This is a genomic window from Bacillus sp. ABR (genome assembly GCF_056172715.1).
This window is the reverse complement of sequence record NZ_JAOYSL010000003.1, coordinates 444,434-464,138: the sequence shown is the minus strand read 5'-3', so window position 1 is coordinate 464,138 and position 19,705 is coordinate 444,434. Positions and strand designations below refer to the sequence as shown.

Sequence of the window (19,705 nt, the reverse complement as noted above, 5' to 3'; positions counted from 1 at the left end):
GAATGTCTATACGAATGAGGCCTTAATTTTATGTAAAGGATTGTGTATCAATGTTTGATTTGTTTAGTGATTTATCGCTCCATTTTGAAAGGTATTTTATTTTAAATGAGTATAGTATCCGCATCATTCAATGGTGTGTACTTGGACTATTTGTTCTTTTCATGACACTTCCGCTATGGAAAGAAAAGAAGAGTGGTTATGTATTTTATGCTGGAATCGTATTAAGAGTTGTTCTGCTTGGCGGAATAACAGTTGAAATGATCCACCAAGTCCTAGCTAGACAGTATACGATCGAAACATTTGAAGTGCTGACAGATTTCATGCAATTTCTCATTTATGGGTATGTTTTGCTTGCATCACTGTACTATGTGATTACTCTTCCTTATTTAAAAAATAAAGGCATGTTTTTTGCTTTTGATTTATCTGTATTACTTCTGCCTTTATGTCAAACCGTGTTTATTGTGTTTGCTGAAAGCAAAAAGTTCTTTCTTAGCGGTGATATGGGGCTAGTATGGAGAGATCTGATCACCATTTTGGTTATGGCTGGCTTTGCCGCTTTAGTACTGCATCTTTTCTTTCGCTTGTTTTGGCACTGGAAGTGGAAGGGATTGCTGTTGTTCTATGGCCTAATTTTTGCAGCCCTGCTTTATATTTTTTATCCTTCTATTTCGAAGTATGAACTTCAATCTACATTTAAATCGATTGTCATTTTAGCGGCAGCAGCAGGAAGCTTTATGACGATTTATTTGTTATCTGCTTTACTGCGGGACAAAGTGAGATTAAGGCAGTGGGGCGCTGGTTGTATAGCTGTCTTATTTCTGCTATTACTCAATCCGATTATTAATATCCCTCATACCATGTTCCAATTCACCAAAACGGAATTGGTAGATACTTTCTCGGAAGAATATCGCCCTTTATCAGCAGCAAGTGCAAAAGCATTCGCTTCAAAGTTTGTACCGGAGAATCAATCGCTGTATTTAAATGCTAGTCATCAGCCTATCCCTTATCATTACGTGTTTGCAGATGATCAGTATGAAGTGAATATTTCTCCGTTTACAGGTGAATTAAGCGAATATTCTTATCGAGGTCGTGTAGAGGGAAAGGAACTGACCGATAAAGAATATAGGCAAAAGACCATTGAATTTTTCGAAAGAAGCGGAAGGTCAATAGATCTCAATCGCATTCAATTGACTGTACAAAAAGAGGATGGAGAGACGAACGTTCTTCTTCTGCCAAAAATGTCTCAGAATGAAGAGGACAGTTTAGCGTCTGCCACCTGGGAAAAAGGGACGCTTCGACAAGCGCAATACGTAAACGCCATCTTTCAATTAAAGGATATTGACGGAATCCATTTAACAGAAACGGAGATAAAAAACAGGATCAACAGTATTTATAAACATTTAAACCTCAAGCCGCCAGCTTATCAAATCACAGGCATTGATGAATTTTATTTTGATTGGCAGCATGAAGTGAGGGTCACAACAAAAGATCAATCGGAGTTTCTGTTTAATGGCTCATCAAATGAAGTCATCAGCTTCAAGCTGTCAAAAGCGTTTCTTCAACAGAAAAAAGGGAACGTCAGCGATGAAGATTTGTTAAAGATTATAGGGAAAACACCAAAAGACGTAAGGAAAGAAATAGGCACTAGTGAAAGTAAACAATATACATTTAAACGCTCCTCTCATGTCGTCAATCTGTTTAAAGGGGATGATGGAATTGAGTTGAGAGTGCAAGTTGCTTCTTCTATCCCGCACGCAGTATCTAATCAAGATCGTGAGGACGTCTATCAGCAAGTACTTAAAAGGTATAAACCATATACGATCTATAAAAAGCAAATAAAAACTGTGAGAATGATCGACAAAGAAGGGAACATCGACATTTCATGGCTTGTCATCATACAAACCTTCGGATCAAATGAGCATAAAATCTATGAAGTGAATGGACGAACAAAAGAGGTGCATCGTTTTGACAGATAAAGAAAAACAAGCCATCTTTCAAGACTTATACGAACTGTATCAAGAAGGGGATCTGGGAGACGAGGCAGCTAGCTGGATGAAGGCACATGAACAGCAATTTCAGCATGCGGTCACGGGTGAAAAGCAGCCCTCAGCGCCGATGGAAGGTCAGAAGGACTATGACGAGTTAAAACGCATGAAAGGGTTTATTTACTCGTTATACTTCTTTTTTATCGTTTTATCGATTTGGATGACTGTGTGGTTTTATTTTTGATGTCCAGACCAGCAGAGCAAATTGAAAAAATCTATCAAGAATATTTTCAGGAAATCACTAAATATTTATATCGCCGGACGGGAAATATGGAAACAGCCAAGGACCTTGCACAGGACGTATTTATGAAGGCACTGCATGGGTTGTCCTCCTTTAAGGGACATTCAAGTATGAAAACATGGCTTTATACCATTGCGTATCACACATTTGTGAATGATTATCGCCGAAAAGTAAAATGGACTTTTACGAACGTAGAGGAAATGGATTTCTTAGAGCAGCAGTCGTTCACGACACCAGAAGATCACATTGAAAAACAAGCTGATATAGAAAGGCTGTGGCATCATATTTATCAGCTAAAGGATTCCTACCGGGAGGTCCTCATTTTAAGAGATATTCAAGAATTGTCATATGAAGAAGTAGCTGAAATTTTGAATTGGACTTTATCTAAAGTCAAAACAACCCTTCATCGAGCCAGATTAGAGCTGAAGCGAATGCTACATTGTGAGGAGTTCAATAAATGAGCTGTTATTTGATTGAAGAATTGTTACCACTTTATATAGAGGGGGACACAAGTGCAGAAACAAATAAAATTGTTGCAGAGCACTTACAATCCTGCGAGAGATGCCAACATCTTTATCACGAAATGAAAGAGCCAATAACCCTTATACAAACTCCTGATCTCATGCCATATATAGATGAAAAGGAAGAAAGAAGAAAATTTGAAAAGCGCTACTATGGCAAGCTGTTATATCGAGCAAGTATCGCATTTGGTATAGGATACGCCATGATGATTATTCTTTATTGGCTGAAATAAAAAACCCCCATCTGGATAAACCAGATGGGGGTTTTTCTAGCTTAGCTTAATTTTTCTTTCGCAATTTGAATTGCATCATAAAACGTTTTTAATTGCTCTTGAGGAATTTTCTTAAGCATTTGGTTGAAAACAAGTAATTCAGTAGAGCTGAATCCAAGACCTTTTGCGATTTTTGAATCAATCACAACGTTTCCTTTTTTGTCTAGAACAAGCGCATCACCAGCAAGATCAGCAATTCTGATCACTGATTTGAAAAGCTTTTCGAATTTAGCCGCTTCTTCTTTTGTAAGACCAAGTTCAACAGCTTTTGCTGCATCAAAAACCAATTTCCCTTTTTCGTTTTTAGTGATGCTTTCACTGAAAACGATTGTAAGAACAGCTGCGCGATCTAAGAATTTCTCAGCAGTCGCCGCTTCTTCTTCAGTTAGTCCGAGCTCAACAGCTTTTTTCACATCAAATGTGTAGTTGTTGTCTTCCTCAACAAATGAATTGATGAGAATGTTGATGACACGCTCGTTTTTCTCCAATAATTCTTTAATGATTTGCTGCTGTTCAAAAGGAATGCCTTTGAAAGTTGCAGCGCTTGCTTGCCCAGGAGCTACTGTTGTGAAAGTAAGAATGATAGCTAAAGCGAAAAATACAACAGAGCTGAGCGATTTGCTCAAAAACTTCTTCATGCTTCTTTTCTCTCCCTTTTCTGTTAAATTTTGTTGCAAGAAAAGCATACCATGAGAAACTTTGTGGAAGAATAGGAAGATTGTAACTTTCTGTTTGATTTTGGAGAACTATAAAAGTTCTTGTCGAAAAATGGAGGGGTTCAGATTACTTATTTTTGTCAATCCTTCAAGATACGTTTCGTCTGATGAATGGAGCTTTCATAGGTGAATTGTCTTGTTTTTACTCGAAATAAAAAGCCTTCTACATATAGAATGTAAAAGGCTTTTACCTAATTTTATGATTGCACGTTTAATTTTCTTTTTAATGTAAATCCTGTACCCATGAAAATCATGGCGAATACAATGCTTAGACATATACCCAGTATGTTTTTTTCTGCAAGAGTTACCCCAATAAACGCCATACTGACAACTGCAAGTAATGCACATAATAATAGAAGCCATTTGATTTGTTTCATAATGTCCCCATCCCTTTTTTTAGAGTTAATATAAGTTTACAGAAAAACGATCGGCATTTAAAGGGGATTGTGATATAATATGAAAGTTATCTAATTATTTTAGGAGATGAAAATGTGAAACTTCGAAAAGACCTTCGCAACATCGCAATTATTGCCCACGTTGACCATGGTAAAACGACGCTTGTTGACCAATTGCTCCATCAAGCTGGTACTTTCCGTGCGAATGAAAATATCGCTGAGAGAGCCATGGATTCAAATGATTTAGAGCGAGAGCGCGGTATTACGATTTTAGCTAAAAATACTGCGATAAATTATAAAGATACACGCATTAATATTTTAGATACACCAGGACACGCCGATTTCGGTGGTGAAGTTGAGCGTATCATGAAAATGGTAGATGGTGTACTCCTTGTTGTGGATGCTTATGAAGGCTGTATGCCTCAAACACGCTTTGTGCTGAAAAAAGCACTTGAGCAAAACTTAACACCAATCGTTGTCGTCAATAAAATTGACCGCGACTTTGCTCGTCCGGCTGAAGTAGTCGATGAAGTGATTGACTTGTTCATTGAATTGGATGCAACAGAAGAACAGCTTGAGTTCCCAGTTGTCTATGCATCAGCAATCAATGGTACAGCAAGTAACGATGCGAGCAAGCAAGATGAAAACATGGAATCTTTGTTTGAAGCTATTGTGAACCATATTCCTTGCCCGGTTGATAACCATGAAGAGCCGCTTCAATTCCAAGTGGCGCTACTTGATTACAATGATTATGTTGGCAGAATTGGAATTGGCCGTGTATTCAGAGGAACAATGCAAGTAGGACAGCAGGTAGCCTTGATGAAAGTCGACGGCACTGTGAAACAATTCCGTGTAACAAAGATCTTTGGTTTCCAAGGGTTAAAACGAGTGGAAATCAACGAAGCGAAAGCGGGAGATCTTGTCGCTGTATCTGGAATGGAAGACATCAACGTAGGTGAAACGGTTTGTCCGGTAGAACACCAAGAGGCACTTCCAATCCTTCGTATTGATGAGCCGACACTTCAAATGACGTTTGTTGTAAACAACAGCCCATTTGCAGGACGTGAAGGAAAATACGTGACATCACGTAAAATCGAAGAGCGTTTAGAGCAGCAGCTTCAAACAGACGTCAGTCTTCGTGTGGATCCAACTGATTCACCTGATGCTTGGGTTGTTTCTGGACGCGGAGAGCTTCACTTATCCATTCTCATTGAGAATATGAGACGTGAAGGATTTGAATTACAAGTATCGAAGCCAGAAGTTATTGTAAAAGAAGTTGATGGTGTTCGATGTGAGCCTGTTGAGCGCGTTCAAATTGATGTACCAGAAGAGCATACTGGCTCTGTTATGGAATCAATGGGTGCAAGAAAAGGTGAAATGATTGACATGATCAACAATGGTAACGGTCAAGTTCGCCTGATCTTTACAGTGCCATCACGTGGTTTAATTGGATATACAACTGAATTTCTTTCATTAACTCGTGGTTTTGGTATTTTGAACCATACGTTTGACAGCTACCAGCCAATGCAGTCTGGTCAAGTCGGCGGACGCCGTCAAGGTGTACTTGTTTCAATGGAAACAGGTAAAGCGACTGCTTACGGAATCCAAGGTGTTGAAGAGCGCGGTGTGATCTTCGTTGAGCCAGGTACTGAAGTATACCAAGGCATGATTGTTGGGGAGCATAACCGTGAGAACGACCTTGTTGTAAACGTAAGCCGTATGAAACAACAAACAAACGTACGTTCAGCGACGAAAGATCAAACGGTTAGCATGAAAAAACCTCGTATTATGTCACTTGAGGAATCTCTTGAGTACTTGAATGAAGACGAATACTGTGAGGTTACACCTGAATCCATTCGTCTTAGAAAGAAAATTTTAGACAAAAACGAACGTGAGAAAGCAGCGAAGAAGAAAAAGCTAGCAGGATTATCTTAATTCCATGAAGAATTAAAAAGATAGAACCCTGAAAGATAAGGGGAGGGAATCTTTTTGAATGATCAGGAAGTAAGTGAAAATCTATCCTTTTTCGCGATGCTGTTTCGTGTCGATGAAAATCCGCAAACAGGGATGTGGCTCCTATATGGCACCATCCTTGTTTTAGCGATTATTGTTTTTAAGCTCGGCTTTGCAAGACGTTTACCGATTTTAAAAGCGCTCGTGATTTATTTGTTTTTGATTTTTGGCTGCACGTTTCTCACATTTCTAGGAATCTTCCTGCCAGTAGCGGAAGGCCTTGTTGTGGCAGCTGCCATTTTGATTATTTATAAAATACGGCTGCATCGTGCGAAAAAAGAAGGAACAGTCAATACGTAAAAAAAGACCTGAACATGTGTCAGGTCTTTTTTTATGTCTTTTGTTCTTTCTTTCCTTTTTTCTTCTTTTTCTCTTTTGTCGCAGGATCCTGATAAAGAGAGAATCTGCCGGTTTTGATGCGAGCTTCTGTCTTTATTTTAATGCGTTCTTGGCAGTCATCGCACATATATGTATGAATTGGCCGGTTTCTTAACCGTTTCGCAACGAGTGTATCATCATCAATGGTTTCAAGCTTTTCACATAATGAGCACTTCACTCTCATCATTTTCACCTCACTTTAATGCATTTATTATAGCATGTTTTCCAGCCACTTAAAATCAGCGTAGAAAAAGGCTTATATCACAGGAGATATAAGCCGTTCTCATTATTTCTTCTGATTCATATGATGATTTGATTGGTCGTTTTGATTTTTTTCTAACTGTTTTTGATCTTGTTCTTTGAGCTGATTATTCGGATCATTTGTCGGATCCTTTTCGTTACGGTCGATCTCATTTTTCGGCATCTCTGGCATCACGCGGCCGACAATAGCAGCTAGTTCATCCATAATACCGCTTACAGGACGGCCTGCTTGAATTTCTTTGCCCATTTCTTTTAAACGGCTGACTGTATCCGGATCAGCAACCACAACAGCATTTGCACCTTCCGGGTCATTTCTCAGCGCTTTTGCAACTGAATATTTAATGGTTTCTACTTTGCTTCTATCTAAATCATCTTTTACATCAATACCAACAACAGCATAGCGGCCGATGACGATTGCTGTTGCATCATTGACATCTGCTACGTGCTCTGTCACATTGACAAGATGCTGCGCAACATCTGTGGATGGGCGGGCTTGATTTGTCTTTTTCTTCGATGAGTCTGATACCCGTACTAAGTGTTGGCGTCCATCTTGCTTGTTCAGCGCCTCTGGCTTTTCCTGCTGCTGGCAAGCGCCTAACAGAATGATCGTTTGAATCATGAATAATGTTAAAAATAGTCGCATCTAAATTCCCTCCTTCACAAACTGCATGATTTATTTTATTGTTGAATTAACCTTCTAACTTTATTCATGAAAACATATATTTTAACAATCGTTTTGGGAAAGACAAGGATGAATGAAACCCCGATCAGGAGGCGAAGGACCTGAGTAAAATTTATGTATTAGACACAAATGTGTTATTACAGGATCCGAATTCAATCTTTTCATTTGAAGACAACGAGGTCGTCATTCCGGCCGTTGTGTTAGAAGAAGTAGACTCGAAAAAGAGATACATGGACGAGGTTGGGCAAAACGCTCGGCGCGTCTCACGTTTAATCGACGGTTTGAGATCGAAAGGGAAACTGCATGAAAAAATTACGCTAGAGTCAAAAGGAACGCTGCGCATCGAGCTGAATCATCGCTCTTTCCATGAACTTCAAGAAATTTTTATTGAAAAAACGAACGATAATCGGATTTTGGCTGTCGCGAAAAATTTGAGCTTAGAGGAAGAAACAAAGCCTCACGGCCGGCCAGTTATTTTGGTCAGTAAAGATGTTTTAGTCCGGGTAAAGGCAGATGCTATAGGCCTCCAAGCTGAAGACTTCTTAAGTGACCGTGTGCTGCAAAACGAAGACATTGATAACGGCTATCATGAGCTCTATATTCCGACGGAGCAATTAAATACATTTTATAAACAAAGCCAATTACCGATAAAAGAAGTCACGAGTGTACCATTAAACCCTCATCAGTTTGTCATTATGAAAGGGAATGAAGGCGGCTCTGCTTTAGGAATGCTTGATCAAAAAGCAGAGAATGTGAAACGGCTCATTTATGATCAAGAGCATGTTTGGGGAATTCGTCCGAAAAATGTTCAGCAGACGATGGCACTAGAGCTGCTATTGCGCCGTGATATTCCCCTCGTGACATTGATCGGAAAAGCGGGAACTGGTAAAACACTCCTTGCACTGGCTGCCGGATTAATGCAGACAGAGGATCTTGGCATGTTTAAAAAACTGATCGTCGCCCGTTCAATTGTTCCTGTCGGCAAGGACTTAGGCTACTTGCCAGGTGAAAAGGAAGAGAAACTCAGACCATGGATGCAGCCGATCTATGACAATCTAGAATTTTTATTTAATACAAAAAAACCTGGTGAACTTGATGCGATTTTGGCAGGAATTGGTTCGATTCAAGTGGAAGCTTTAACGTATATCCGCGGAAGAAGTATCCCTGATCAATTTATTATCATTGATGAGGCGCAGAATTTAACGAAACACGAGGTGAAAACATTATTAACGCGAGTCGGAGAGGGAAGTAAAATTGTGCTGATGGGGGACCCAGAGCAGATCGATCATCCTTATTTAGACAGCTTAAATAATGGGCTTACGTATGTCATTGAGCGGTTCAAAGGACAGCAAATATCTGGACATGTCAAGCTTGTCAAAGGAGAAAGGTCTGGGCTTGCACAGCTTGCAGCTGATTTGCTGTAGTCCAGACCCTCTGTCTTATGTAATGATGAGCTCTTTGACACCTTTTATCGGCTGAGTGAGGTTGGACTGATCCGCGAAATAAACGTGGATTGGTCCTTCTTCAGTCATAGGCTTCCCGTTTTGGCTGAAGTGTGCAATGCTTTCCATTGCCTGAGAAAGCGGAACAGCAATTGTCCCTGTTTCTGTGACAAATTCGCATGTATCTGCATGTTCAAGCGGTTCTGCATTTTTCAGCATATCACCCAGCTTCATTCCGAAGCTGCCTGTGACGAGTCTTTCCTTTTCGTACTTCTTCTCTGTTTTTAAAGTGGGTGGAAGTGTTTGTCCTTCTCTGATCACCCGCTCTTGGTCAAGCTCCTGATCCAGCTGACTTTCTTCATTTGCTGCACTTTTTTCAAAAAATGAATCCATTAAAAATTTGCGGTCATCAAAAATCCATACACTTGGATCAATGGTGATCTTGTACTTTACGTTCCCCTTAATTTGAATGATGCTCATGTTCAAGACAACCCCTTTCCACCATAAATTATAGAAGTTTTCGCCTGCTTTGTCACTTTCATAAACATGCATCTCCTTGTACACACTAATCTTACATGAAAGATAGGGAGGATATTGGGCATGGCATGTCGCGACAATGAAGAGCTTCAGCGATTTGTAGAAGAAGCAAAAAAAGTGGCCAAAGATGGCAAAGTAGCATCCTATATTCCCGCTCTCGCCAAAGCGGATCAGACAGATTTATCTGTGGCTGTGTATCATGTGAGTAATACTTGCCACTCGGCAGGAGATGTAGATAAACGCTTTACTCTGCAAAGTATTTCAAAAGTATTAGCCCTTGCGCTCGTACTCTCAGAAGAAGGGCCAAAAAAAGTTTTTCAATTTGTTGGACAAGAGCCTACAGGTGACCCGTTTAATTCAATGATTAAGCTGGAAACAGCAAGTCCGAATAAGCCGCTGAATCCAATGATTAATGCAGGAGCGCTTGCAGTCACAAGCTTAATAAGAGGCGCGACGCCGCAAGATCAGCTAAACCGCCTGCTTGGCTTTATTAGAGAGCTTGCAAATGATAAAAGCATTACATATTGCAAAGAAACAGCCGCATCCGAATTTGAGACATCAATGATTAACCGGGCTATGTGCTATTATATGAAGCAATATCATATTATTAGAGGGAACGTAGAAGAGGTTATGGACGTGTATACGAAACAATGTGCCATCATGATGAACAGCTTAGATTTGGCGAAAATTGCTTGTGTTTTTTCATTAGATGGCAGACATCCAGAGACGGGGCAGCAAATTCTTTCAAAAGATGTCGCTAGAATTTGTAAAACCTTTATGGTGACGTGCGGCATGTACAATGCAAGCGGTGAATTCGCCATTAATATCGGCATACCCGCTAAAAGCGGTGTTTCAGGCGGGATTATGGGAGCGGCTCCATATGATTTTGGGATCGGAATTTTTGGTCCTGCACTGGATGAAAAAGGGAATAGCATTGCTGGGATTAAGCTGCTTGAGCTCATGAGTGAAAAATATGAGATGAGTATCTTTTAATGATGAATGTCTTCTTTTTATTTTTACAAAGCGAACTGTACAAATCTGCTTGCAATTTTGGGCGTTTCGCTTTATGATAAATAGAAGAATTAGGTACTCGCCTGGGGAACGGAGGGATACTTTTGGCGTCAGAAATTTTAGTCGATCATCGGCAAAAAGCACTGGCTTTATTAAAATTGGATGCAGATAAAATTTTAAAATTGATCCAAGTGCAAATGGACAACTTAACGATGCCGCAATGTCCTCTTTATGAAGAGGTTTTAGATACTCAAATGTTCGGATTATCGAGAGAAATTGATTTCGCTGTCCGGCTTGGATTAGTTGATCAACATGAAGGTAAGAAACTACTCGATAAACTTGAGAGAGAGCTTTCCGCACTTCATGATGCGTTCACAAAAAAATAATGATTGAAAACTCAAACTTCCACAACTAAGTTTGAGTTTTTTTGTCCTCTATTTTCTTTTGATGGATTAACGGCAAACGGACTTGATTCTTTCATGAATGACGAACAATATAAAAGAGGTAAAACGGGATCAAACGGAGAAAATGTAGTAGAATAAGAACAGCTAAGAAGATATCAAGCAGTAGAAACAGACGTTAGGAAGAGGATTATATGTTAAAGAGAATGCTAAAATCGTATGACTACTCATTATTGTTCGCCATTATCTTAATCAGCGCATTCGGTTTGGTTATGGTGTATAGCTCAAGTATGATTACATCTGTTATCAGATACGATGCCGCGCCAGATAACTTTTTTAAGAAACAGCTCTTATTTATGATTGTTGGAGCAGCCATCTTGATCTTTACAGCATTAGTTCCATATCAGCTGTTTTCAAATAAGAAATTCCAGATTGGTATGCTGCTGCTTTCAGTTTTTTCCCTCATCTATGTGTATTTTGGCGGTCATATTGCAGGGAACGCAAGAAGCTGGATCAAATTAGGACCTTTTAGTCTTCAGCCAGCTGAATTTGTGAAGATTGTCGTCATCATCTATCTTGCTGCGGTGTATGCCAAAAAGCAGCATTATATTGATCATATTTTAAGAGGTGTTACGCCTCCGATCGTGATTGTCTCTATCCTGTGCGGATTTATCATTTTGCAGCCAGACTATGGGACAGCCTTTATCATTGGCATGATTGCCCTTGCGATGATTTTATGCTCAGGTTTTAGCGGCAAAACGCTAGCGAAGCTGCTCGCGCTATTTAGTGCAGTAATGGTCGTCGTGACCCCATTTATTATTCTTTTTTGGGATAAAATTTTCACGCAAAATCGTCTCGGACGTTTTGAGAGTTTCCAAGATCCATTTAAAGATGCAGGGGCTACTGGGCATCAATTGATTAATTCATATTATGCCATTGGATCAGGCGGCTTTTTTGGACTCGGTCTAGGAGAAAGCGTTCAAAAGTACGGATATCTGCCAGAACCGCACACAGACTTTATCATGGCAATTATCTCAGAAGAGCTTGGTTTTTTCGGCGTGTTTTTCGTTATCGCTCTTCTTGGTTTCATCGTCGTGAAAGGTTTTTATATTGCGAGAAAGTGTGAAGATCCGTTTGGAAGTTTGCTTGCAATAGGAATTTCCTCCATGATTGCGATCCAAACTTGTATCAATTTAGGCGGTGTTTCAGGTCTTATTCCAATCACTGGGGTGACACTTCCGTTTATCAGCTACGGGGGATCGTCCATCATTTTACTTAGCATCTGTATGGGCATGCTGCTGAATATCAGCATGTTTACTGAATATAAAGAGCGTTACAAAAAGAAAAAATCAATGAGCAAACCATCGGTTGAAAAAAATGGATTGCAGAAAACTTTGAATCTTTAGAAAACAAAAGTGTACAGTTTTCATTTCTTCCTTTATTATAGAGTACATATAAAATTTTAAGGGATATGGAGGAGTGAGAATGTCACAGAGAACAATTCAAAAGGTTCTAGTTGCAAACAGAGGGGAAATCGCTATCAGAGTCTTCAGGGCCTGTACGGAGCTCAACTTACGTACAGTGGCCATTTATTCCAAAGAAGACTCTGGCTCTTATCATCGCTATAAAGCAGATGAAGCATATCTAGTTGGAGAAGGAAAGAAACCGATTGATGCCTACCTTGATATCGAGGGGATCATCGAAATTGCAAAACGAAATGACGTGGATGCGATTCATCCAGGCTACGGATTTTTATCCGAAAACATTCATTTTGCAAGACGATGCGAAGAGGAAGGCATTCAATTTATCGGTCCAACTTCTCAGCATTTAGATATGTTTGGAGATAAAGTAAAGGCGAGAGAAGAAGCGAAAAAAGCTGGTATTCCAGTCATTCCAGGAAGTGACGGACCAGTTGATTCGGTCGAAGAAGTCGAAAAATTCGGTGAAGAATACGGTTACCCGTTTATTATTAAAGCTTCACTAGGCGGCGGCGGCCGGGGTATGCGGATTGTCAGATCAAAAGAAGAGCTGAAGGAAGCCTATGACCGTGCGAAGTCAGAGGCAAAAGCTGCTTTTGGAAATGATGAAGTATACGTTGAAAAGCTGATTGAGAATCCAAAACATATTGAAGTGCAGGTGATTGGTGACAATCACGGCAATATCATTCATTTATATGAGCGTGACTGCTCTGTTCAAAGGCGGCATCAAAAGGTCATTGAAGTGGCGCCAAGTGTGTCTCTAACAGATCAATTGCGTGAAGATATTTGCGAAGCAGCTGTCAAGCTGGCCCAGAATGTATCGTACATTAATGCTGGGACTGTAGAATTCCTTGTTGCAAATGGAGAGTTTTACTTTATTGAAGTTAATCCAAGGGTGCAGGTAGAACACACGATCACAGAAATGATCACAGGTGTCGATATCGTCCAAACCCAAATTCTTGTTGCAAAGGGGCATAACCTTCACAGCAAAGAAGTTGGTATTCCAAAGCAGGAAGATATCTTTACACACGGCTTTGCCATTCAATCAAGGGTCACAACAGAAGATCCGCTCAATGACTTTATGCCAGACACAGGAAAAATTATGGCCTACCGTTCAGGTGGGGGATTTGGTGTACGTCTTGATACAGGGAACAGTTTCCAAGGTGCGGTCATTACACCTTATTACGATTCACTATTGGTCAAGCTGTCCACATGGGCGCTCACATTTGATCAAGCGGCTGCTAAAATGGTCCGAAATTTACAAGAATTCAGGATTCGCGGGATTAAAACAAACATCCCATTTCTTGAAAACGTAGCTAAGCATGAGAAATTCTTAAAAGGAGAATACGATACATCGTTTATCGACTCAACGCCAGAGCTATTTAATTTCCCTAAGCAAAAAGACCGCGGAACGAAGATGTTAACTTATATTGGTAACGTTACCATTAATGGGTTCCCTGGTATTGCGGAGAAAAAGAAGCCTCATTTTGACAAGCCAGACGTACCGAAGCTTCCTCTCAATCAAGAGATCCCGTCTGGGACAAAACAATTGTTAGATACGCATGGACCTGAAGGACTTGCCAACTGGGTGAAAGAACAAAATAACGTCCTTTTAACTGATACAACCTTTAGAGATGCGCATCAGTCTTTGCTTGCGACACGCTTTAGAACTCATGATTTAAAGAAAGTTGCCCAGCCAACAGCAGGTTTATGGCCGGAGCTGTTTAGTATGGAAATGTGGGGCGGTGCTACATTTGATGTCGCGTACCGTTTCTTAAAAGAAGATCCGTGGGAACGATTGAAAGAGCTTCGTCAAGAAGTGCCAAACACACTGTTCCAAATGCTATTAAGATCATCAAACGCTGTCGGATATACAAACTATCCGGATAATGTGATCAAAGCATTTGTAAAAGAATCTGCCGAGGCAGGCATTGACGTGTTCCGTATTTTCGATAGCTTGAACTGGGTCAAAGGCATGACGCTTGCTATTGATTCTGTTAGGGAATCAGGCAAAGTGGCAGAGGCGGCCATTTGTTATACGGGGGACATCCTTGATCCGTCTCGTCCAAAATATGATCTTGGGTACTATGTATCTCTTGCGAAGGAGCTTGAATCTGCCGGAGCACATATTTTAGGTATTAAAGATATGGCGGGGTTATTAAAACCGCAGGCAGCCTATGAGCTAGTCTCTGCTTTAAAAGATGAGCTTACAATCCCTATCCATCTTCATACGCATGACACGAGTGGAAATGGACTGTTCACCTATGCAAGAGCGATTGATGCAGGTGTTGATATTGTGGATGTTGCCGTCAGCTCTATGGCAGGACTCACATCGCAGCCAAGTGCAAGCTCACTTTATTATGCTTTAGATGGACATGAAAGAAAGCCAGACATGAACGTCCAATCTGTCGAACGCCTTTCTCAATACTGGGATTCCGTCAGAAAATACTATCATGAATTCGAAAGCGGCATGAATTCGCCTCATACAGAAATTTATGAGCATGAAATGCCTGGCGGTCAATATAGTAACTTGCAGCAGCAGGCGAAAGGTGTCGGGCTTGGCGAACGCTGGAATGAAGTAAAGGAAATGTATAGACGTGTGAATGACATGTTTGGTGATATTGTAAAGGTAACACCATCCTCTAAAGTAGTTGGAGATATGGCACTTTATATGGTGCAAAATGATCTAACAGAAGAAGATGTCTATGAAAAAGGAGCAACACTAGACTTCCCGGATTCTGTTGTGGAATTATTTAAAGGCTATTTAGGCCAGCCGCATGGCGGATTCCCAGAAAAACTGCAAAAGCTGATTTTAAAAGGGGAAGAGCCTCTTACTGTCAGACCTGGTGAGAAGCTGAAGCCAGTGGACTTTGAAGACATTAAGAAGCAGTTCAAAGAATCTCATGACCTGACATTAACAGAGAAAGACGCAATTGCGTATGCCTTATATCCGAAAGTCTTTTCTGAATTTGTCCAAACAGCAGAAAGCTATGGTGACATCTCTGTTCTTGATACACCAACGTTCTTCTACGGGATGAGACTTGGAGAAGAGATTGAGGTAGAAATTGAAAAAGGAAAAACCCTTATTGTCAAACTCGTATCAATTGGCGAACCGAATCCAGATGCCACAAGAGTTCTTTACTTTGAGTTAAATGGCCAGCCGCGTGAAGTGGTGATTAAAGATGAAAGCATCAAATCCTCCGTTCAAGAAAAAATGAAGGCGGACCGCTCGAATCCAAATCACATCGCCGCGTCGATGCCAGGCACTGTCATTAAAGTACTCGTGGAAAAAGGGCAAAAAATTTCACAAGGCGAGCATTTGATGATCAATGAAGCCATGAAAATGGAAACGACTGTACAAGCCCCATTTTCTGCGGTCGTAGATGAAATACATGTGACGAATGGAGAACCGATTCAAACAGGTGATCTGCTCATTGTATTAAAGCCTGAATAAGAAGTGAGACACATCCACCGTGATGTGTCTTTTTCTTGAGCGCATTAAAATGTGCAGCAGCAAGTGAGAGTGATTACACTATAGAGTGAGGTGAAGAAGGTTGGACAAAATTGTTGTGATATGGTTTCGCCGGGATATGCGATTAGATGATCATATCGCCTTATCAAAAGCGATCACATATGCAAAAAAACACGAGTACAAATTATTTGCTCTTTATCATCTAGATCCATTCTTTACTGAAATGGACCTCGATTTAAACAACGAACATTTTTTCCAAAACGTGGCGCATTTCGTCAAGGAAGCAAGAGAATCTCAAATGTATGTTCACCTTCTCTATGGAGATGTCTTGCGTGCCTTTCAGCAAGTGATCGATCTGTATGACATCAAAGCTGTTTTTTTTAATGAAGATCAAGTGGGAATCGGACAAAGGCGTGACCATCACGTAACCGATTTTTTAGAAAAGAAGGGCATTCATGTGTCAAAATGGCAAGATACACACCTTCACGGGGCGCAAGATATTTTAAAAGCGGATGGCACTCATTATCAAGTGTTTACTCCATACTATCAATCATGGCGAAAGCAAGAGAAGCAGCCTGTGATAAAAGTTGACAAATCATTTCTCAGCAGCGCTCATACGATTTGTGATGAGTCACTTTCGCATGAAGGGAATGACAAACTACGCAGCATGATCAAGAAATGCTCAAGGAAATTTGATCAAATCGGCTCACACAAAGCGATGAACACGCTGCATGACTTTATCCAAAAAAGATTAACACGTTACCATGAAAAACGAGATATTCCATCTGTTTTTGGAACGAGCAAGCTGTCACGTTTCTTAAAAACAGGGACAATCTCAATCCGAACGATCTTCCATGCGGTTCAGGAGGAAGCGCTGTTTGAAGACGAGGGCAGAGAAACCTTTATCAAAGAGCTAGCATGGCGAGATTTTTACCATATGATTTATGCTCATTATCCAGAGATGAAAGAAAAAGAAATTAATTCGGCGTTTCAAGGGATGAAATGGAATGAAGATGAGACGCTGTTTAACGCATGGTGTAAAGGTGAAACAGGCTTTCCCCTCGTCGATGCAGGGATGCGGCAGTTAAATGAGGAAGGCTGGATGCATAACCGTTTAAGAATGGTCACCGCCTCATTTTTAACAAAGGACTATTTGATTGATTGGAGAAAGGGAGAAGCGTATTTTGCAAAAAAGCTTGTGGATTATGATGAGGCTTCGAATATCGGAGGATTTCAGTGGGCAGCTTCTGTTGGGACAGATGCCGTTCCATACTTCCGTATTTTTAACCCAACGACTCAGTCAAAGCGATTTGATCCGAGCGGGGAATATATTAGAAGATATGTACCAGAGCTTAAGCATGTCGATGAAAAATGGATTCATGAACCAAGTAAAATGCCGATCGATGAACAACTGAAATCGAGCTGTGTACTAGGGGATACATACCCGCTGCCAACAGTTGATCACGGGGAAAGACGCAAAAAAGCCATCTCGCTATTCGAAGAAGCAAAACAACAATAAAAAAATCCCCCTTTCGGCATGAAAGGGGGATGTAAATCTTATTTAAATGGCTCTTTGCTTTCATATTTAAACCGGGCAATAAGTAAGCAGAAGTAGCATAGTACCCCAAACAAACAAGAAATAAAGAATGAATGAGCCAACGCGTAACCAAGTGCAAGCTGAGAATAAACAGACATCACACCTGAAATGGCTTGAAGTGTAATCAGAATGGCTGAGATGATCCATCCATAATACAGCTGCTTCTGTTCTTTATAATGTTTCATGGCATGGAACATAGCGACAAATATCCAGACGAATAAAAGAAGTGCTGCTGCTCGGTGAGACATTTGAACCCACTGATTAAAATAAGTTGGAAGCGCACCGTCTTTTGAACAAAACGGGAAGACAGAGCAAGCAAGGCTTGACTTTGTATGTCTCACATAAGCACCCGTATAGACAACGATATACGTATATGTGATCAACCCATAAATATGGAACTGCATCTTTTTGCCGATATGAAGCGGCTTCACAAGCTTTGTTTCAGATCTGGTTGCTTCAAAGACAAGAAGGGCAAGCAGTAATACTGAAGCAAATGAAATGAGTGAAATACCGAAGTGCAGTGCCATCACAAGTGCGTTAGAACCAAATACGACGGCAAGAGCTCCTAAAAGCGCTTGAAGCACTAAGAATATAATGGACATGATGACCAAAAATTTGGTTTCACGGAATACTGGACTAATTTTTTTCCAGCATAAGACCGCTAGTGCCAGAACAAGAATGGTGGAAACCCCTGTTGACATGCGGTGACTCCATTCGATGATGGAAGCGGGGTTCATTTCAGGAAAGAAACGACCGTGGCAAAGGGGCCACTGTCTACCGCAGCCAAGACCCGAACCGGTTTTCGTAACAAGCGCACCGCCAATCAGTACGATCAGCATCACAAACGTTGTGATCACGCTCAATAGCCTTAAAGCAAATTTCATCAAATTATTTCACCTTCTCTAAAAAACTTCTGATGTAAATGAAAACCTCACATGCTCTCAAGTTTAAGCCAAATGCGTGTTCTGTTGCAATTCATAATGACCAAAGTTCACAAAAAAATGATATGTTAGTTCACAAAGTTTACAGATTTAGAGTGCTTGATCTTTCTTTGACAGTCTGATAGAAATAGAGGAGAGAATATTTCATTTTGCACCGCCTTCTGAAACACACATATATCCTAATAAATTCACGAAAAGTTCACAAATAACTTCAAGTTTGTCGTTTATTATTTAATAGGATGTTTTTTTACAGCTGTTTATCTTGTATGATAGAGTTGTAATGATTTTACGTGTCATTCGTTCGTTTGAAGGTTTGGGCAAGGGAGGTTATACACATTGGCAAATTCCAAAACAGCCGCGGAAGCAGCTATTCATGGACAAATAGAAGAAACAACAGCGTGGAAAGATTTTCTTGCTCTGATTAAAATGGGCATCGTCAATTCCAATTTCATTACGACATTTACTGGAATGTGGCTTGCTTTTTATTTTACAGGTATGAGTTTCCTTGGAAATCTTGATATTGTGCTGTTAACAATGATTGGTTCTTCTCTTATTATTGCCGGTTCATGCGCGATTAATAATGCGTTTGACCGTGATATTGATATATTAATGGAAAGAACAAAAACAAGGCCGACGGTTACAGGTAAAATTCAGCCGGGGCAAGCGTATGCATTTGGCATTCTGCTTGTTGTATTAGGACTCATTATGCTTCTGATGACAACCATTACATCAGCAGTGATTGGATTTATTGGAGTCTTTACTTATGCGGTTCTTTACACCATGTGGTCTAAACGCCATTACACCATCAATACAGTCATCGGAAGTGTATCTGGCGCGGTTCCGCCATTAATTGGCTGGACAGCTGTCACAGGTACAATCGACACAACGGCTTGGGTTTTGTTTATGATTATGTTCATTTGGCAAATCCCGCACTTCCTATCACTTGCGATTAAGAAAACAGAAGATTACCGTAAGGCGGGCATTCCAATGCTGCCAGTTGTTTACGGCTTTGAAGTCACAAAACGCCAAATCATCATTTGGACAGCATGTCTTCTTCCACTTCCATTTTTCTTAGGTGGATTAGGATGGCCGATTGTCGCACTTGGTACACTGCTTAATATTGGATGGCTTGTTATTGGCCTTATGGGCTTTAAAATGAAAGACGTCATGAAGTGGTCAACGCTCATGTTCGTTTATTCATTAAACTACTTAACCATCTTTTTCGTAGCGATGATTATTATTACACTATTCTAGAGTGAAATACACTTTGATCACATCAAAACAATGGCTATATCTTATAAC

The 19,705-nt window shown here is 40.4% G+C and carries 19 protein-coding genes; 13 read left to right on the top strand and 6 right to left on the bottom strand.

The annotated features are described in order from the left end of the window. Positions 1–50: 50 nt before the first annotated feature. From OIT90_RS12410 to OIT90_RS12395, 4 genes are read left to right on the top strand one after another with little or no spacing between them, the layout of a single operon-like run. Positions 51–1,976: a hypothetical protein gene (locus OIT90_RS12410; protein ID WP_474892596.1), complete on the top strand. Its 1,926-nt coding sequence runs from the start codon at positions 51–53 to the stop codon at positions 1,974–1,976. Next, positions 1,966–2,229: a hypothetical protein gene (locus OIT90_RS12405; protein WP_058837754.1), complete on the top strand. Its 264-nt coding sequence runs from the start codon at positions 1,966–1,968 to the stop codon at positions 2,227–2,229. The genes OIT90_RS12410 and OIT90_RS12405 overlap by 11 nt, the downstream gene beginning before the upstream one ends. Then, the gene (locus OIT90_RS12400; protein WP_039183084.1) at positions 2,229–2,747 is read left to right on the top strand and encodes a sigma-70 family RNA polymerase sigma factor; all 519 of its coding nucleotides are present in this window, start codon (positions 2,229–2,231) and stop codon (positions 2,745–2,747) included. The genes OIT90_RS12405 and OIT90_RS12400 overlap by 1 nt, the downstream gene beginning before the upstream one ends. Beyond that, entirely contained in the window at positions 2,744–3,040 is a 297-nt protein-coding gene (locus OIT90_RS12395) for an anti-sigma factor family protein (RefSeq protein ID WP_144490611.1), read from the top strand. Before OIT90_RS12400 ends, OIT90_RS12395 begins: the two co-directional genes overlap by 4 nt. A gap of 41 nt (positions 3,041–3,081) precedes the next feature. Here the strand turns inward: OIT90_RS12395 and OIT90_RS12390 are convergent, their stop codons facing one another. Both OIT90_RS12390 and OIT90_RS12385 read right to left on the bottom strand, forming a co-directional pair. After that, complete coding sequence (locus tag OIT90_RS12390; RefSeq protein WP_059377024.1) at positions 3,082–3,717, bottom strand: hypothetical protein; 636 nt, start codon at positions 3,715–3,717, stop codon at positions 3,082–3,084. 275 nt (positions 3,718–3,992) lie between these two features. Next, positions 3,993–4,172: a DUF5325 family protein gene (locus OIT90_RS12385; protein ID WP_024426900.1), complete on the bottom strand. Its 180-nt coding sequence runs from the start codon at positions 4,170–4,172 to the stop codon at positions 3,993–3,995. 114 nt (positions 4,173–4,286) lie between these two features. Here OIT90_RS12385 and typA point away from each other — a divergent pair, with 114 nt between their 5' ends. Together typA and OIT90_RS12375 are read left to right on the top strand one after the other, a co-directional pair. Beyond that, positions 4,287–6,125, top strand: coding sequence for a translational GTPase TypA (typA, locus tag OIT90_RS12380; RefSeq protein WP_024424768.1), 1,839 nt, complete (start codon positions 4,287–4,289; stop codon positions 6,123–6,125). A gap of 96 nt (positions 6,126–6,221) precedes the next feature. Further along, positions 6,222–6,503 (top strand): YlaH-like family protein, encoded by a 282-nt coding sequence (locus OIT90_RS12375; protein WP_044334035.1) that lies wholly within the window; start codon positions 6,222–6,224, stop codon positions 6,501–6,503. 31 nt (positions 6,504–6,534) lie between these two features. On the opposite strand, the gene OIT90_RS12370 is transcribed toward OIT90_RS12375, so the two are convergent. Both OIT90_RS12370 and OIT90_RS12365 read right to left on the bottom strand, forming a co-directional pair. Further along, positions 6,535–6,765: a YlaI family protein gene (locus OIT90_RS12370; protein WP_024424769.1), complete on the bottom strand. Its 231-nt coding sequence runs from the start codon at positions 6,763–6,765 to the stop codon at positions 6,535–6,537. A 102-nt stretch (positions 6,766–6,867) separates the two neighbouring features. After that, positions 6,868–7,485, bottom strand: coding sequence for a YhcN/YlaJ family sporulation lipoprotein (locus tag OIT90_RS12365; RefSeq protein ID WP_058837752.1), 618 nt, complete (start codon positions 7,483–7,485; stop codon positions 6,868–6,870). Positions 7,486–7,625: 140 nt separating this feature from the next. Here OIT90_RS12365 and OIT90_RS12360 point away from each other — a divergent pair, with 140 nt between their 5' ends. After that, positions 7,626–8,948, top strand: a complete 1,323-nt coding sequence (locus OIT90_RS12360; RefSeq protein ID WP_039178271.1) for a PhoH family protein — start codon at positions 7,626–7,628, stop codon at positions 8,946–8,948. A 15-nt stretch (positions 8,949–8,963) separates the two neighbouring features. On the opposite strand, the gene OIT90_RS12355 is transcribed toward OIT90_RS12360, so the two are convergent. Then, the gene (locus OIT90_RS12355; RefSeq protein WP_144494999.1) at positions 8,964–9,446 is read right to left on the bottom strand and encodes a peptidyl-prolyl cis-trans isomerase; all 483 of its coding nucleotides are present in this window, start codon (positions 9,444–9,446) and stop codon (positions 8,964–8,966) included. Positions 9,447–9,566: 120 nt separating this feature from the next. Between OIT90_RS12355 and glsA the strand changes: the two genes are divergently transcribed. The 5 genes from glsA (at position 9,567) to OIT90_RS12330 (ending at position 17,384) form a co-directional block, all read left to right on the top strand. Beyond that, positions 9,567–10,496 carry a glutaminase A gene (gene glsA / locus OIT90_RS12350; RefSeq protein ID WP_034281651.1) on the top strand — a complete coding sequence of 310 codons (930 nt, stop codon included), beginning with the start codon at positions 9,567–9,569 and terminating at the stop codon, positions 10,494–10,496. Between the two features lie 122 nt (positions 10,497–10,618). After that, on the top strand, positions 10,619–10,900 hold the full coding sequence (locus tag OIT90_RS12345) for an Fpa/YlaN family protein (protein WP_003212509.1): 282 nt from the start codon (positions 10,619–10,621) through the stop codon (positions 10,898–10,900). Positions 10,901–11,109: 209 nt separating this feature from the next. Then, on the top strand, positions 11,110–12,321 hold the full coding sequence (gene ftsW / locus OIT90_RS12340) for a putative lipid II flippase FtsW (RefSeq protein ID WP_039178273.1): 1,212 nt from the start codon (positions 11,110–11,112) through the stop codon (positions 12,319–12,321). Between the two features lie 79 nt (positions 12,322–12,400). Further along, on the top strand, positions 12,401–15,847 hold the full coding sequence (pyc, locus tag OIT90_RS12335) for a pyruvate carboxylase (protein ID WP_247544227.1): 3,447 nt from the start codon (positions 12,401–12,403) through the stop codon (positions 15,845–15,847). A 100-nt stretch (positions 15,848–15,947) separates the two neighbouring features. Next, positions 15,948–17,384 carry a cryptochrome/photolyase family protein gene (locus OIT90_RS12330; protein ID WP_474892595.1) on the top strand — a complete coding sequence of 479 codons (1,437 nt, stop codon included), beginning with the start codon at positions 15,948–15,950 and terminating at the stop codon, positions 17,382–17,384. 38 nt (positions 17,385–17,422) lie between these two features. Here the strand turns inward: OIT90_RS12330 and OIT90_RS12325 are convergent, their stop codons facing one another. Further along, the gene (locus tag OIT90_RS12325) at positions 17,423–18,346 is read right to left on the bottom strand and encodes a COX15/CtaA family protein (protein WP_039178279.1); all 924 of its coding nucleotides are present in this window, start codon (positions 18,344–18,346) and stop codon (positions 17,423–17,425) included. Positions 18,347–18,739: 393 nt separating this feature from the next. Between OIT90_RS12325 and cyoE the strand changes: the two genes are divergently transcribed. Continuing rightward, entirely contained in the window at positions 18,740–19,657 is a 918-nt protein-coding gene (cyoE, locus tag OIT90_RS12320; protein WP_003211774.1) for a heme o synthase, read from the top strand. Positions 19,658–19,705: the final 48 nt, after the last annotated feature.